The sequence below is a fragment of the Pseudomonas sp. P4_B4 genome (assembly GCF_056402255.1).
On the sequence record NZ_JBFUHS010000061.1, the window covers coordinates 1 to 15,596 of the forward strand.

Consider the following 15,596-nt stretch of genomic DNA (forward strand, 5'->3'; position numbering starts at 1 on the left):
CCCCGCACAACCGCCGGATTTACGCAGCCTGATCCTTGACCACAAGAGCTTCGCGATCTTTTGCTCGCTCGCCCTGATCGGCTTCGCCTTATATCCGGTTCTTGTCCATCGGCTCGCGGTTTCGATTCACGCTTCCTCCCCACACTCGGTCGCCCTCATGCAGTTGCGCTTCACTTCGTTCGCTGTGGTCAGCTTACGACGGGACTTTCACCCGCAAGATTGCGCCCATGCTGGGCGCACAAAAAAACGCCCCGAACCAGTCGGGGCGTTTTCAGAGGGTGCGGCCTCTACTCAGTTCACCTTAGCGAACACCATCCTGACGCAAGGCGGCCGGGGTGAAGTCGCTGGTGGTGGCAGTGAAGCCGAAGTCATAGGCTGACTTCTCTTCGTTCTTCATGCCCAGCGCCAGGTAACGACCCGATTGCAGGTCATACAGGGCTTCGAGGGCATACCACGGCACTTGCTTGTCGTAGTAGTTCTCGGCATGGGCCTCGGCGACGCGCCACAGTTGGCCGCGACCGTCGTAGTGATCGATCACCGCTGCTTGCCAGGTGTCTTCGTCAATGTAGAAGTCACGCTTGGCGTAGATGTGACGCTGACCTTCCTTCAGGGTTGCAACCACATGCCACACACGACGCAACTCGTAACGAGCCAGGTCCTGGTTGATGTGACCGGCCTTGATGATGTCGGCGTACTTGAGCTTCGGATCGTCGAGCTTGTAGGCATCGGAGCCGATGTACATCTCTTTCTTGCCTTCGAGCTTCCAGTCGTAACGATCCGGTGCACCGTTGAACATGTCCAGGTTGTCGGAAGTACGCAGGCCGTCGGCTGCAGTACCCGGGCCGTCATAGGACACTTGCGGTGCACGGCGCACACGACGCTGGCCGGCGTTGTAGACCCACGCCGAACGCGGCTCCTTGACCTGATCGAGGGTTTCGTGAACCAGCAGCACACCACCGGCCAGACGAGCCGGCGCGGTCACTTTCTGCTTGAAGTAGAACAGGATGTTGCCCGGGTTTTTCGGGTCGTAATCCTTCATCTTGTCGCGGAACACGAACTGGTCCTCGAAGTACACCAGGCTGAACGAACCGTTCGGTTGTGGTGTGGCCTGGGTCACCAGACGGGTCACGCTGCCCCCGCGATAGCGGGTGATGTGGTTCCAGATGACTTCCACGCCGCTTTTCGGAATCGGGAACGGCACTGCCGTTTCGAAGTTCTCCAGACCGTTACCGCCGGACACCAGGTTGGTGTTGGTGGCGTTGCGCTTGATGGCGGCGAACACGTCATCCGGCACGGTGGCACCGCGATGAGACGGATAAACCGGCATCTTGAAGGTTTCCGGGTAGCGCTTGAACATCGCGTACTGGCCCGGTGCGAGCTTTTCCTTGTACTGGTCGACGTTCTGCGCCGTGATGGTGAACAGCGGTTTTTCGCTGGCGAACGGATTGGACAGGAAACCTTTGCTGTCGACCGTACCGGCGTTCTTCGCCATGGGCTTCCAGGCCGGGATCGAACCGTCGGCGTTACCCGCCATTTCAGCGCCCATCGGGGTCAGGCTCTTGCCCAGTTTGTCGGCCTCGGCCTGGGGAACCGCTGCGATGACGCTGGTCGCCAGCAGCGAAAGGCCCAGAACACCGGCGTGGAACAGACTCTTTGTTATTTTCATATGTGCGCTCGTCCAGAAAATACAGTGCTTAGAAGTTCACGCCGAGGCTGAGCGCAACGAAGTCGCGATCATCCACGGTGGTGTACTTGCCGTCGAAGAAGTTGGTGTACGCCAGGCTCGCGGTATAGGTGTTCTGGTACTCGGCGTCGACACCCAGGCTCACCGCTTTGCGGCCTTCCTCGAAGTTGCCGCCAGGGCCAGGGGAGTAACCGCTCACGTCATGGGACCAGGCAACGTTCGGCTTGAGGTTCACACCGGCAAACACGTCGTTGTATTCCCAGATGGCACGACCGCGGTAGCCCCACGAAGTCGGGGTGGTGAAGCCTTCGTTGGTGCAGTTGCGGCTGCGGTTGTTGGTCGGCGTACCCGGGCCGGCACCGTTGATGGTGCTGGTATTGAGTGTCACGCAGGTATCGAGCGCGCCAGAGGCTGGCAACTCACCCGGGCCGTAGACCGGATCTCGGCCATAACGAACGTCAGAAGTGCTTTCCAGGCCGCCAACGTGGGTCACGCCCACTTCGCCCACCAGGGTCAGACGGCTGGCGCCCATGACCTGGTCGAAGAAGTGCGTCAGGGTGGTCTGGAACTGGGTGATTTCCTTGCGACGATACCCGTGCAGGTCTTGACCCGGCACGCCGGTAAGCAGCGATGCATTGGTCAACGGATTGTTCGGGTTGTTATTGCCCAAAGGACGTATACCGGAGAACAGGATGTCGGTGGAGTTGAGCTGCACCGGAGCGTTCGGACGGTAGCTGATCTCACCGCTCCACGCCGTACCGGTAGGCAGGGTGGTGGAGAAGCTCAAGCCATACAGGCGAATGTCCTCGGGGTATTCGATGAAGTATTGCGAATTACCTGCCACCAGCAGTGGCCCGAGTGCCGCGAACGGGCCAGGCAGCGCTTTTGCCGTGTTGTAGACCGACTGCGGCGCACCGGTGGCGCTGAAGATCGGCGCACGGCTGTGGTAATTCATGAAGTAGGCGCCGAACTCGGTGTCCAGCGGATCGAACATGTACTTGAAGGACGCACCCCACTGACCGCTGTCGCGGGCATCACGATCGGGGCCACGACGCACCAGAACACCCTCTTCGTTGACGTCGACGCCGTTGGCGGCCAAAGGCCCCAGGGCAATGGCCGGAATTTGCGAGCGCTTGTTCAGCACGCGCAAGTTGTTGTCGCAGCCGTCGGCAACGATGTCCGGCTGGGAGAAGAACGTGCCGCAGTTGTCGACGACGGTCTGATCCCATTCAATTTGATAGAACGCTTCGGCCGAGAGGTTTTCGGTCAGGCTCTGGGACACATAGAACATGTTGACCGGGATCAGGCCTTCCTTGATCTCGGCACCCGGACGGCGGAATGCCGACACGTCGATCGGGTTGATCGAGTTGATGCCACCACCGATGAAGGTACTTTCACCCCAGCTCACGACCTGCTTGCCCAGACGCACGGAACCTGGCTGATCGGCAATGGAATAGTTGTGGTAGACGAAGGCGTCGAGGAGTTGAGTGCCAGCGGACTTGGCGCCTTCCTTGCGGCCGTCGTCGCTGATGTCCTTGAACGGACGGCTTTCGTCCTTCAGTTCAAAGTCGTACCAGTATTTGCCACGGACGAAAACACCGGTATCGCCGTATTTCAGTTCAAGGTCATGGATGCCCTTGAAGATCTTCGAGAAGGTTTCCCCGCTCTTGAAGTTCAGGTGACCGTCATCAGAAGTCTGGGACAAACCCTTGCCGCCGTTGTTGACACCGATGAGGTTCTTGTTCGGCTGCTGAGTAGACCAACTGGCACCAATCGACAGGGATGAGTCGAACTGACCTTCGATTTCACCAACGTTGAAACTGACGCCGAATGCTGGCCCGGCGAGCGTAGAGGCAAGACTGACAGCCAGGGGCAGTTTCGCCCGGCGCCAGAACTGGTTTACTGATGTCATCGACGCTACTCCATGTGCATTTTATTTTTATGGCAATGAGCACTTCTAAAAACGCTGTGGATAACCGGGAGCCATGGCGTCCCAAAGTCATTCCAAAGTTGCATCGCCCCGGTTCGTGCGGTTGCCCCGTTCTTAAAAATCCTTGAACGGACTATAGCCAGCAGGTAGTAGCGCTTGATCCCTCTAAAGTGTGATTTGCAGTTGCCAGCCACTCTGGAACAGTCCTTTCGCCAGTCCGACACCCGTCGGCACGGCAAGAATGGCTGAAAAATTCGATTTGACAAGCCAAGCGCTTGCTTGGTGGGGCTGGCGTGCCCTTTCGGGCACGCCGAGAGGCGCTTAAAGCGTCGAGAGGAAGGTGCTGTTGGTGGCTTGCCATTCGGTGATGTCGACACGAATGCGCTTCTTGTCGAGTTTGCCGACGCTGGTCTTGGGAATTTCAGTAACAAGGGCGATCTGGCTCGGAATCGCCCACTTGCTCAAGTGCCCCAGCTCCACAAACGGCTTGAGGTGTTCCTTGAGTTCCCGGGCCCCGATTGCATGACCCTCACGGAGCACCAGCAGGGCAAACGGCCGCTCGCCCCACTGCGGATCGGGGATCCCCACCACTGCTACTTCGCGTACCGCCGCATGACGGCTGATCAGGTCTTCCAGGTCCAGAGAGGAGATCCACTCGCCACCGGTCTTGATCACATCCTTGATCCGGTCACGAATGTCGATCACGCCCATGCTGTCCAGGGTCGCCACGTCACCGGTGTGCAGCCAGCCTCCGGCCCAGAGCTCGGCGCCCTTCTGTGGCTCGTTGAAATACCCCTCGGTCAGCCACGGTGCCCGTAACACCAGTTCGCCCTGGGTCTCGCCGTCGGCGGGCAGGAAGTTGCCCTCGGTGTCGACGATCGCCGCCTCCACCAGTGGCCCTGGCACGCCGGCCTTGATCCGGTAAGTGGTGCGCTCGTCTTCGGTGCCGGCCATCAATTCGTCGTTGAGGTGCGCGCACGAGACCAGCGGCCCGGTTTCCGACATGCCGTACGCAGCGGTCAACTGAATGCCTTTGGCCTTGGCCGCCTCGTACAACGTGCGGTTCAGGGCGCTGCCGCCGATGACGATTTTCCAGCCGCCGAAGTCGACGTTCTGCGCGGCCTTGGCATTGAGGACCATCTGCAAAATGGTCGGTACGCAATGGGAGAACGTGACCTTCTCCTTGCGCCACAACTCCACCAGGTACTCCGGGTCATAGCGGCCGGGATACACCTGCTTGAGCCCGAGCATGGTCGCCACATACGGCAAGCCCCAGGCGTGGACGTGGAACATCGGGGTGATCGGCATGTACACGTCGTTGGTGCCCAGCAGGCGCACGCTGTCGATTGCGCCCATGATGGTCGACACGCCCATGGTGTGCAGCACCAGTTGCCGATGGGTGAAGTACACGCCCTTGGGGTTACCGGTGGTGCCGGTGGTATAGAACGTGGTCGCGACCGAGTTTTCGTCGAAATCCTCGAAGTCGTACTGCGGGCTCGCCGCAGCCAGCAGCTGTTCGTATTCGCCGACGAGGTTCGGCAGGTCCGCGGTTTTTTCCGGAAGGTCAGTCAGCAGCAGGGTCTTCTCGACCGTGGTCAGTTGCCCCTCGATGGCCTTGTAGAGGCCGACGAACTCGCTGTTGACCAGCACAAAGCGGTCCTCGGCGTGGTTCATGGTGTAGAGGATCTGTTCCGGTGACAGGCGCACGTTGATGGTGTGGATCACCGCGCCGATCATCGGGATGGCGAACATGCACTCCAGGTAACGATGGCTGTCCCAGTCCATCACACCCACGGCATCCCCGGGCTTGACCCCGGCCGCTGTCAGCACATTGGCCAGGCGGGCTACCCGTTCGATCAGGGTCGGGTAGCTGTAGCGCAATTTGTCGCGGTAGATGATCTCGCGGGTTTTCTCATAACGGGCACCGGACATCAGCAGCCGTTTGATCAACAGCGGGTACTGGTAAGCGCCTTCGGCCGGGGGGATAACGCGAGTCTGCAACATAAGAATCCCTTTTTCTGACTGCACGGTCGTGACTGAAAGTACGCACTGTAGTGCCCCTGAACGCCAGCCAAATCAGCCAAAGGAATGATTTGCAGAACCCCGCAAATACTAGCGTTGCGCCATCATCCGCAGGGATTCACTGCTTGTAGCGCCTACAGAATCAATGCATCTCGGTAAAAGCGAGCTTCACGCCAATCGCAATCAGCACCGCGCCCATGGTCCGGTCGAACCAGTGACCCATGCGGGCGAAACCGGCGCGCACGCGCTGCTGGCTGAACAGCATCGCCACCAGGCAGAACCAGACCGCTGTCGCCGCCGCCAGGTAAACCCCGTAACCGGCCTGCACGGCCAGTGGCGTTTGCGGATTGATGACCACGGTGAACAGCGAGAGGAAGAACAGCGTGGCTTTCGGGTTGAGACCGTTGGTGACGAAACCTGAAGTGAAGGCACCACGGGCGGTGCGCTCGCCGGCTTCCTTGTGCAGGTCGTCCGCCACTGGCTTGGCCGGTTGCGCGCGCAGCGCCTTGTAACCGATGTACAGCAGGTAAGCGGCAGCGGCCCATTTCAAGGCATTGAACAGCACGATCGACTGGGACACGATCAGGCCGATACCCAACAGCGAGTAACCCACGTGCAGGAAAATCGCCGTACCCACACCCAGCGCGGTCCAGGTGCCCGCGCGGCGACCGTGGGTAACACTCTCGCGCACCACCACGGCAAAGTCCGGGCCGGGGCTGGCCACGGCCAGCAGGTGAATCAGGGCAACGGTCAAGAACTCTGTCCAGTACATGGGGGCTCCTTCAGGCCAAGCGTAACTATTTATTTCATCTGGTAGGCTCGGCAGATTACGCCTTCAGTTCATTGCACAAAAGGTACAGTTGATGACGAACACTCGCCGCGCCGTTTTCCTCGACCACCCGTCCCTGGACCTCGGCGACCTTGACCTCGACCCGCTGCGCCGTTGTTTCAGTGATTTGCAGCTGTTCACCCAGACCTTGCCCGATCAAGTCATCGAACATCTCAAGGGCGCCACCGTCGCCATCAGCAACAAAATTGTCATCGATGCCGCCGCCATGGCCGCCAGCCCTGATCTCAAGCTGATCCTGATCACCGCCACCGGCACCAACAACGTCGACCTCGCCGCCGCCCGCGCCCACGGAATTACTGTGTGCAACTGTCAGGGTTACGGCACGCCGTCGGTGGCGCAGCACACGATCATGTTGCTGCTCAATCTGGCCACGCGTCTGGCCGATTATCAAAAAGCCGTAGGCGAAGGCCGCTGGCAGCAGGCCAAACAGTTCTGTTTGCTGGATTACCCGATTGTCGAACTCGAAGGCAAAACCCTTGGCCTGCTGGGACATGGCGAATTGGGCGGCGCGGTCGCACGGTTGGCTGAAGCCTTCGGTATGCGCGTTGTGCTGGGGCAAATTCCCGGACGCCCTGCCCGGCCGGACCGCCTGCCACTGAATGAACTGTTGCCACAGGTCGATGCCCTGACTCTGCACTGCCCGCTCAATGAGCACACTCGCCACTTCATCGGCGCCCGCGAACTGGCCTCAATGAAACCCGGCGCGTTCGTGGTCAACACCGCACGCGGTGGATTGATTGATGAACAGGCGCTGGCCGACGCCTTGCGCAACGGGCATCTGGGCGGCGCCGCCACTGACGTGCTGAGCGTCGAGCCTCCCGTCAACGGCAATCCGCTGCTGGCCCACGACATTCCGCGCCTGATCGTCACCCCGCACAACGCCTGGGGCAGCCGCGAAGCGCGCCAGCGAATCGTTGGCCAAGTGAGCGAAAACGCACTGGGATACTTCAGCGGTAAGGCGCTGCGAGTCGTCAGTTGATAAACTGCGGCACTTTTTTCCACGGGAGCAGTTATGGATCCGCGCAGTGAAGTACTGCTTCGTCAGGCCGAGTTATTCCAGGGTTCGGTGTTGTTGGCCGGTTTGCCCGCCGACGACTTGCTGGGCCGCCTGCCCGAAGCTCATGGCTGGTGCTGGCACGCCGGCGATCAGGCCGCGCTGGACGCCCGCTTCGCCGAGCGCAGCCATTTTGGCGTGAATGCGCCCGAGCGCGAGTTCGATACAGCGGTGGTCTTTCTGCCCAAGGCCAAGGACCTGACCGATTACATTCTCAACGCCCTCGCCTCGCGGCTGGCCGGCCGCGAGCTGTACCTGGTCGGCGAGAAAAAAAGCGGCATCGAAGGTGCCGCCAAACAACTCAACCCGTTCGGCAAGCCGCGCAAACTCGACAGCGCGCGCCACTGCCAGCTCTGGCTGGTCACCGTAGCCAACGCGCCTGAAGCCAAACCGCTGGAAAGCCTGGCGCAGGCCTACGAACTGCCGCTGGCCGAAGGCCCGTTGAAGGTCATCAGCCTGCCTGGGGTGTTCAGCCATGGTCGACTCGATCGTGGCAGCGCGCTGCTGCTGGAGCATCTGGACAAACTGCCCAGCGGTCACTTGCTCGATTTCGGTTGCGGCGCAGGGGTTCTGGGCGCGGCGGTGAAACGTCGTTACCCGCACAACCAGGTCACGTTGCTGGATGTGGATGCCTTTGCCGCTGCCAGCAGTCGTCTGACCCTGGCTGCCAATGGTCTGGAAGCCGAGGTGATTACCGGTGACGGAATCGATGCCGCGCCGATGGGTTTGAGTGCGATCCTGAGCAATCCGCCGTTCCATGTCGGCGTGCACACCGACTATTTCGCAACGGAAAATTTGCTGCGAAAAGCGGCTAAACATCTGAAAAGCGGTGGCGAACTGCGCTTGGTGGCGAACAGTTTCCTGAAGTATCAACCGTTGATCGAAGAGCATCTTGGCGTGTGTGCGATCAAGGCCGAAGGACAGGGTTTCAGAATCTACCGAGCCAAGCGCGGATAAAAATTTGTACTTGCCGAATGGATTTTGCCTAGGCAGAATCCGCTCCGTCCTAGGGGAGTAGTCTCCCACGAGCGCCACGCTCGTCCGGCATGCGTCAACATACTTGGTCCTCAGACCATGGCGCATGCGACCCAAGCATCCACATCAGATGGATCGCAGGGTTTGACAAGACCTATGACACGAACACCTTACCCGGGGCGGGAAGGCTGTACGTGTCATAGCCGTGTCGACCCGCCCCTTAGGAAAACCCCTGATGCTGGATTCACTACTCGTACCTACCGCAATCGTTGCCTTGGCCGAAATCGGCGACAAGACGCAACTGCTCGCGCTCATTCTCGCTGCCCGTTTCCGCAAACCCTGGCCGATCATCGCCGGCATCATCGCCGCGACCCTGGCCAACCACGCAGCCGCCGGTGCAGTCGGTGCCTGGGTCGGCAGTTTCTTCTCGGATACGATGCTGCACTGGATCCTCGCCGCAAGCTTCGCCGCCACGGCGCTGTGGACCCTGGTCCCGGACAAGATGGATGACGACGAAGCCAGCACCGCCCGCAAGTTCGGGCCGTTCCTGACCACGCTGATCGCGTTCTTCCTGGCGGAAATCGGCGACAAAACTCAGATCGCTACCGTAATGCTCGCGGCCCAGTATCCAGAGCTTTGGCTGGTGATCATCGGCACCACCCTCGGCATGCTGATTGCCAACGTACCGGTGGTTCTGGCGGGTAACTTTGCCGCGGACAAGTTGCCCTTGACCCTGATCCGTCGACTGGCGGCGTCGGCGTTCTTCATCCTGGCGATTGTCGCGGTGTACAAGGCGATGCAGAGCAGCGGGTGGGTTTGACGGGGTAAGGCAGTCATTGTGGCGAGGGAGCTTGCTCCCGCTGGCTGCATAGCAGCCCCAAACCAGATGATCGCGTTTTGTCAGATTCGACGCGTAATCCGGATCTACGACTGCTCCGCAGCCGAGCGGGAGCAAGCTCCCTCGCCACAAAAGCTGAGGAGTCTCAGCTTTTATTGAACTCAATCAGGACTTCCTGGCTTGCTCGTAAAGCGGCATGACTTTCGGAATCGCCGCCTGCAAAGCCGCTATACGGCTCGAAGACGCCGGGTGAGTGCTCATGAACTCCGGTGGCGCACCTTCCGAGACCTTGCTCATCTTGTTCCACAGGGTGATCGCGGCATTCGGGTTGTAACCGGCGCGGGCCGCCAGCTCCAGGCCGATCAGGTCCGCTTCGTTTTCATTGGCGCGGCTGTTGGGCAAGGTCATGCCATAGTTGGCCACGGTATCGGCCAGGGCCATGGTGTCCTGCCCCAATCCCAACAAGGCACCGGCGCCCTGCTTGGCCATTTCGATGCCGTAAGCCTTGGACATCGCTTCACGACCGTGCTCGCGCAGGGCGTGGGCGATTTCATGGCCCATGATCGCGGCGATTTCATCGTCGGTCAGCTTCAGGGTGTCGATTAGCCCTGTGTAAAAGATGATCTTGCCGCCAGGGCCGCAGTTGGCGTTGAGCTCATCGCTCTTGATCAGGTTGACTTCCCACTTCCACTGGGCCGCATCCGGACGGAAGTTCGGCGCCTGGGCAATCAGCCGGTCGGCAATCACCTGAACCCGCCTGGCTTCATTGCTGGTCTTGTCCAGCACACCTTTGCTGGAAGCTTCGCCCACCGTCTTCTGATAGGACTGGGCGTACATCTGGTCGACCTCTTGCTCGGACAACATGCTGAACATGTACTGCTTGCGCTCAACGCCTACAGCGCCGCCACTGGTGGTATTGACCGACTGGCAACCGCTGAGCAAAAGCGCTGCGCCCAGCGCACTGACAACCAAAATCTTGTTCATCAACAAACTCCCAGAAAACATGCCGCGTATCCTAGGCGTGGAAATATATCGACGCCAGATACAATGGACGTAAGACGCACAATTCGGACAAAGCTCTCATCGCCGTAGAAAAAATTCACATATAGCGACAACCCGCAGCCCATCACGTGCGCATTGATTCAATTACGACATCCGGCACGCAAAAACAGTCATTTCAGCTGCCCGCGCTCATGCCCGCCCGCCACCCTGCCGATACACCTGGGCAGACGTCTTTTCCCGTGCGGAGCCCCCATGAAATTCAAGTCGATCCAGTTTTCCGTGGCGGCCCTAGCCGGCGCCATTGTCCTTAGTGTCGTGGCAGCGCTGGTGGTGTACGCGCTGTTCTCCGGCGCGCGGACCCAAGATATGGTCCAGGAGCGGACCCAGGCGCAATTCGAGCAAGTCATCGAACAACGTCTGACGTCCCTGGCGCAAACCCAAGTCAGCCAGATCCAGCGTGAGCTCGAAGCGCCGCTGCTGATTGCCGGCGGACTGGTGCGGGTCAACGCCCTGATCGGCACACCGGGGGCCGATGGCCAGCCTGCGCTGAGCCTCAGCCGCGAGCAATTGATCGGCCTGATCAAGGAAAACGTGGTCAAGAACCCGAAAATCCTCGGCACCTACATCGGATGGGAAAAAGACGCACTGGATCACAACGATGCAGCCTACGTCGGCACGCCGGTGGTCGGCATCGACGCCGCCAACGGGCGTTTCCTGCCCTGGTGGTTCCGCAACGACGACGGCACCCTGGGCCTGGACAAGCTGGTGGACGTCGACGACCAGAAAACCCTGTCCACCGGCGTACGCGCCAGCGAGTACTACCTGTGTTCGAAAGAAACCAGGAAATCCTGCGTGATCGATCCAGCGCCTTATAAGGTCGGCGATAAAATCGTCATGCTCGCCTCCTTTATAGAACCGATCATGCTCAACGGTGCCTTCCAGGGCATCGTCGGCGCCGACCTGTCGGTGAACTTCATCCAGGAAATGCTCTTGGGCGCCAACCAGAAGCTTTACAGCGGTGCAGGGGAAATGGCCCTGATCGGCGGCAATGGCCGGATCGTTGCCTACACCAAGGATCCGAGCAAATTCGGCGAGAAAGTCAGCGACATCCTCGACAGCAAACAGATCGCAAACATGGCCAATCTCAAGCGCGGCGAAGTCACCTACACCGTCGACAAGGCCCAGGGCCGGATCGAGCTGTACCTGCCGTTCGGCATCGCCCAGACCGACGCCCGCTGGACCCTGATGCTCCAGTTGCCACTGAATGCGGTCATGGCCGACCTGCAAAAACTCCAGGCCGACCTGGACGCCCAGCGCAAATCCGACACCTTCGGCATGGCGATGGTCGGCCTGGTGATTGCCGGTATCGGTTTGCTGGTGATCTGGCTGGTGGGTCACGGCATCGCCCGTCCGCTCAAACAGATGGTGGCCATGCTCGACGATATCGCCCAGGGCGAAGGCGACCTTACCCGACGCCTGACCAGCGACCGTGCCGATGAGCTGGGTTCGATCGCCAAGGGCTTCAATACTTTCCTGGCCAAGTTGCAGGCGATGATCACCCAGGTGGTGACGTCGGTGCAGAGCGTCAGCGATTCGTCGGAACACACCGCCGACATCGCCATCCGCACCAACACCGGTGTACACAAACAAATGGCCGAGATCGATCAGGTGGCCACCGCCGTGCAGGAAATGACCGCCACCGCCCAGGACGTGGCGCGCAATGCGACCCAGGCCGCACAGGCCGCCAACCATGCCGATCAGGCCGCCAGCCAGGGCATGCAGATCGTACGCGACACCTCGAACTCGATTGGCGCCCTCGCCGTTGAGATCGGCCGGGCCGTCGGCGTGGTGCAAACCCTGGCCAAGGACAGCGAAAACATCAACGCCATCCTTACCGCCATTCGCGGAATCGCCGAGCAGACCAACCTGCTGGCCCTGAACGCAGCCATCGAAGCCGCCCGTGCCGGAGAACAGGGCCGAGGTTTCGCCGTGGTGGCCGACGAGGTGCGTAACCTGGCGCAGAAGACGCAAAAGGCCACCGAAGAAATCCAGACCATGATTCAGCAGCTGCAACAAGGCACGCGGGATGTGGTGCGGGTCATGGAGGACAGCCAGAACCGCACGGACGAAAGCGTGCAGCACGCGGCCAAGGCTGCCGAAGCGCTGGAAACCATCACTCAGGCAGTGTCGGTGATCAACGACATGAACACCCAGATTGCCAGCGCGGCCGAAGAGCAGAGTGCGGTAGCGGACGACATCAATCGCAATGTGATCAACATCGGGCAGGTGGCCAATGAAGTGGCCGGTGGTGCGGATGAGTCGAGTGCGGCCAGTGCGGACTTGACCAAGCTGGCCGAGCAGCAGCGACGCTTGATCAATCAGTTCAGGGTTTGACCTTCAGGCCCTCTTCGCGAGCAAGTCGGATCGCCGCACCGCCGCTCCCACATTTGATCTTCAGTGAACACAGAATATGTGTACGACAGAGTTCCAGTGTGGGAGCGGGCTTGCTCGCGAGGGGGCCAGCACTGACACCAAAAAACTCAACCCGGGGTCAAACACTCCGGCCCATTGAGCTTCGGATCATTCACCATATTGGCCAGCACCCGCTCGCGCAACGCGGCAGGCTCACTGGCCAGCAAGGCTTGCAAAGCATGCAACGGCGTCTCCGGATCCAGCCACGCGGCCTGCCCCGCCTCGTCAAGAATCAACGGCCGCCGTTGGCTTGCCGCTGGCTGGGTAATCACCGCGGTACTGAGCCAAACCTGTTCCTGTACCGGATACGCCTCCCAGATCGCCGCAAAAAATAATGACGAGCCCTCCCCCGGTGTCAGCCAGTACGGGCGCTTGCGCGTTGTGCCGCGCCATTCGTAGAAACCATTGGCCGGCAACAGGCAGCGGCGCAGGCGCAGGGCTTCGCGGAACATCGGTTGTTCGGCAACGGTTTCGGCGCGGGCGTGGGCCGGGGTGCGGGACAGATCGGTCAGCCAGGGTGGCGTCAGGCCCCAGCGGGCGCGGGCCAACGTGCGCTGGCCGTCAGGCTCGGCCCGCAGCATCAACACCGAATCATTGGGGGAAATGTTCCACTGCGCCTGCTGGTCGGCGGGAAAACCGGGCAGCGCCGCGAAGGCGGGGTTCCAGCGAAACAGGGCATAACGTCCACACATGGGGCAACACGGCTCTTGATCAAACGAACGCCAGCCTAACAGACCAGCGTGCCGGGAAAGCTGTCCGATTCATCGCCGGACAGCGGCAGCGCGGCATTGTACGCAGTGATCAGCTCGCGGGCGTATGCAGCCTGATCGTTCTCGACCGACAGCCCGAGCAGGCCATAGATCGGTAACTCGCCGCTACCCCCGAGCAAATCACGGCCCACCAGATGCGCTTCGATGCCCTCGCTGGCGAGCATGCCTTGCAGCAACTCGCCTTCCATCAGGTTTTCCGGATCGTAGATGCGCTGCATACACGCTCCTCACTCGTTTTCGCTGAACACTTCGAGATGCCATTCCTCTTCATGAACTTGCAACACGAAGGTTATCGGCCGGCAGCACACCTGACAGTCTTCAATATAGGTCTGATCGCCACCGGACAAATCCAGCGTCGTCTCGACTTCCTCACCACAATACGGACATTCATATTGCGTAGTTTCCAGCATCGCGGTCTCCCAGGTGACTTGTGCGTATAATCGCCGGTCTATTTGCAGGGCTATTTTTGTCTGACTACTTTTTCAGACCGTACCCCGCCGGTTTTCGATCAAAACCTTTACTTACCCTAGCCGTTTCTAACAAGAGAGCATGATGGGCGAATTCGATGCCATCCGACCTTACGACGACAGCGAAGTCCCGGCAGTGCTGGCACGACTGCTCGGCGACAAGGCGTTTCTAGATATCCTCACCCACTTCCGCTTCCCGCGTTTCGCCGGCGCTTTAGGCTGGGCACTCAAACCTCTTATAGCCCATCGGTTGCGCCGTGAGTTTGCCGGCATTACCTCCGTGGCCACGTTACAGGACAAAGTCGAGCATTACGTCGACCATACCATCGAGCGCGCCACCGACGGTGTTACCTATACAGGGGTGGAGCAATTCAAGTCCGGCAGCGCCTACCTGTTCATCGCCAACCACCGCGACATTGTGATGGACCCGGCCTTCGTCAACTATGCCGTGTACCACGCCGGTCTGCCGACCCCGCGCATCGCCATTGGCGACAACCTGCTACAAAAGCCTTTCGTCAGCGACCTGATGCGCCTGAACAAGAGCTTCATCGTGCACCGCTCAATCAGCGGACGACGGGAGAAAATGGCGGCCTATCAACTGTTGTCGGCGTACATCAACCATTCGATCCGCAACGATTGCGCCTCGATCTGGATCGCCCAGGCCGAAGGCCGCGCCAAGGACGGTGACGACCGTACCGAGTCGGCGATCCTCAAGATGTTCCACATGAGCCGCAAGGACGAGCCCTTCGGCGAAGTCATTCAGTCGCTGAACCTGACCCCGGTGTCGATCAGCTACGAGTACGACCCGTGCGATCAGGCCAAGGCCCGCGAGCTTTACATCCGCGCCACCACCGGCAGCTACACCAAGGTGCCGGGCGAGGATGACGTGAGCATCGCCAAGGGCATCACCGGCTACAAGGGCCGGGTGCATGTGAACTTTGCCGCGCCGATCACCGAACTGTTCGACGACACCAAGCAATTGGCGGTCGAGATGGACAGGCAAATCCTCAGCGGATACCGCTTGTTCCCGGTGCACTACCTGGCTTATGCACAGTGGAAAGTTGCTGATCCGCAGTTGCAGGTGCCGAAAGCCGCCGAAGTGTTCCCGGCCGAGGAGCTGGTCAAAGCCCAGGAAGAATGGCAACGCCGCCTGGACGCCTGCCCTGAAGAGCATCGTCCATTCCTGGTGCTGCAATATGCGACGCCGGTACGCAATCAGTACCGGGTGAAGGCAGGGTTGCCGCTGTAAGCGGTTTCGGCCAAATGTGAAAACGGCGCCCTTGAGCAGACTGTGTGAAAACCTAGCAATCTGCTCTCCGGTTAAAGAAAATGCCCGCATCGCAAGATGCGGGCATTTTTCTTATGCGCTATATCCAAGGTGAAGATCGCTGTCAGGGGGCACTGTTTCCAGTGTCACTTGACGAACTTATTCCCGAAGACCATCTGGTTCGGGTGATTGAGGCTTACATTTCCCGCCTCGATCTGGCACTGCTGGGTTTCGACAAAGCCAAACCCAAGGCCACCGGGCGGCC

General features: G+C 60.1%; 14 protein-coding genes, 2 pseudogenes and 1 riboswitch. Of the genes and pseudogenes, 8 read left to right on the plus strand and 8 right to left on the minus strand.

The features are described 5' to 3' along the window. Positions 1-379: hypothetical protein (locus tag AC1DVE_RS30565; RefSeq protein ID WP_477784420.1), on the plus strand; the 379-nt coding region annotated here is incomplete at its 5' end. Here AC1DVE_RS30565 and AC1DVE_RS30570 read toward each other — a convergent pair. The 4 genes from AC1DVE_RS30570 to AC1DVE_RS30585 form a co-directional block, all read right to left on the minus strand. Next, the gene (locus AC1DVE_RS30570) at positions 302-1,666 is read right to left on the minus strand and encodes a DUF1329 domain-containing protein (RefSeq protein WP_223454772.1); all 1,365 of its coding nucleotides are present in this window, start codon (positions 1,664-1,666) and stop codon (positions 302-304) included. The genes AC1DVE_RS30565 and AC1DVE_RS30570 overlap by 78 nt on opposite strands. A gap of 28 nt (positions 1,667-1,694) precedes the next feature. Further along, on the minus strand, positions 1,695-3,596 hold the full coding sequence (locus AC1DVE_RS30575; protein WP_223536457.1) for a DUF1302 domain-containing protein: 1,902 nt from the start codon (positions 3,594-3,596) through the stop codon (positions 1,695-1,697). A gap of 339 nt (positions 3,597-3,935) precedes the next feature. Further along, positions 3,936-5,618 carry a fatty acid--CoA ligase gene (locus AC1DVE_RS30580; RefSeq protein ID WP_223454769.1) on the minus strand — a complete coding sequence of 561 codons (1,683 nt, stop codon included), beginning with the start codon at positions 5,616-5,618 and terminating at the stop codon, positions 3,936-3,938. Between the two features lie 160 nt (positions 5,619-5,778). Next, positions 5,779-6,408: a LysE family translocator gene (locus tag AC1DVE_RS30585; protein WP_150727989.1), complete on the minus strand. Its 630-nt coding sequence runs from the start codon at positions 6,406-6,408 to the stop codon at positions 5,779-5,781. Positions 6,409-6,499: 91 nt separating this feature from the next. On the opposite strand from AC1DVE_RS30585, the gene AC1DVE_RS30590 reads away from it, so the two are divergent. From AC1DVE_RS30590 to AC1DVE_RS30600, 3 genes are all read left to right on the plus strand, one after another. Then, positions 6,500-7,465 (plus strand): 2-hydroxyacid dehydrogenase, encoded by a 966-nt coding sequence (locus tag AC1DVE_RS30590; protein WP_223454767.1) that lies wholly within the window; start codon positions 6,500-6,502, stop codon positions 7,463-7,465. 33 nt (positions 7,466-7,498) lie between these two features. Beyond that, complete coding sequence (locus AC1DVE_RS30595; RefSeq protein ID WP_223454765.1) at positions 7,499-8,497, plus strand: class I SAM-dependent methyltransferase; 999 nt, start codon at positions 7,499-7,501, stop codon at positions 8,495-8,497. 39 nt (positions 8,498-8,536) lie between these two features. Continuing rightward, a riboswitch (yybP-ykoY riboswitch) is annotated at positions 8,537-8,661 on the plus strand. An 89-nt stretch (positions 8,662-8,750) separates the two neighbouring features. Beyond that, entirely contained in the window at positions 8,751-9,335 is a 585-nt protein-coding gene (locus AC1DVE_RS30600; RefSeq protein ID WP_046818984.1) for a TMEM165/GDT1 family protein, read from the plus strand. Between the two features lie 183 nt (positions 9,336-9,518). Here the strand turns inward: AC1DVE_RS30600 and AC1DVE_RS30605 are convergent, their stop codons facing one another. Next, positions 9,519-10,337: a M48 family metallopeptidase gene (locus AC1DVE_RS30605; protein WP_223454763.1), complete on the minus strand. Its 819-nt coding sequence runs from the start codon at positions 10,335-10,337 to the stop codon at positions 9,519-9,521. 1,359 nt (positions 10,338-11,696) lie between these two features. On the opposite strand from AC1DVE_RS30605, the pseudogene AC1DVE_RS30610 reads away from it, so the two are divergent. Next, a pseudogene (locus tag AC1DVE_RS30610) lies at positions 11,697-11,894 on the plus strand (HAMP domain-containing protein); the annotation flags it as partial. 111 nt (positions 11,895-12,005) lie between these two features. Further along, complete coding sequence (locus AC1DVE_RS30615) at positions 12,006-12,749, plus strand: methyl-accepting chemotaxis protein (RefSeq protein WP_477784421.1); 744 nt, start codon at positions 12,006-12,008, stop codon at positions 12,747-12,749. A 146-nt stretch (positions 12,750-12,895) separates the two neighbouring features. Here the strand turns inward: AC1DVE_RS30615 and AC1DVE_RS30620 are convergent, their stop codons facing one another. From AC1DVE_RS30620 to AC1DVE_RS30630, 3 genes are read right to left on the minus strand one after another with little or no spacing between them, the layout of a single operon-like run. Further along, positions 12,896-13,519, minus strand: a complete 624-nt coding sequence (locus AC1DVE_RS30620) for an SOS response-associated peptidase (protein ID WP_223454762.1) — start codon at positions 13,517-13,519, stop codon at positions 12,896-12,898. A gap of 35 nt (positions 13,520-13,554) precedes the next feature. Then, a complete protein-coding gene (locus AC1DVE_RS30625) occupies positions 13,555-13,815 on the minus strand; it encodes a putative signal transducing protein (RefSeq protein WP_223454760.1) in 261 nt (86 codons plus the stop codon). A gap of 9 nt (positions 13,816-13,824) precedes the next feature. Beyond that, on the minus strand, positions 13,825-14,007 hold the full coding sequence (locus AC1DVE_RS30630) for a CPXCG motif-containing cysteine-rich protein (RefSeq protein ID WP_223536451.1): 183 nt from the start codon (positions 14,005-14,007) through the stop codon (positions 13,825-13,827). A gap of 139 nt (positions 14,008-14,146) precedes the next feature. On the opposite strand from AC1DVE_RS30630, the gene AC1DVE_RS30635 reads away from it, so the two are divergent. Beyond that, positions 14,147-15,313, plus strand: coding sequence for a 1-acyl-sn-glycerol-3-phosphate acyltransferase (locus AC1DVE_RS30635; RefSeq protein WP_223454758.1), 1,167 nt, complete (start codon positions 14,147-14,149; stop codon positions 15,311-15,313). Between the two features lie 113 nt (positions 15,314-15,426). Next, positions 15,427-15,596: pseudogene (locus AC1DVE_RS30640) on the plus strand (IS5/IS1182 family transposase); the annotation flags it as partial.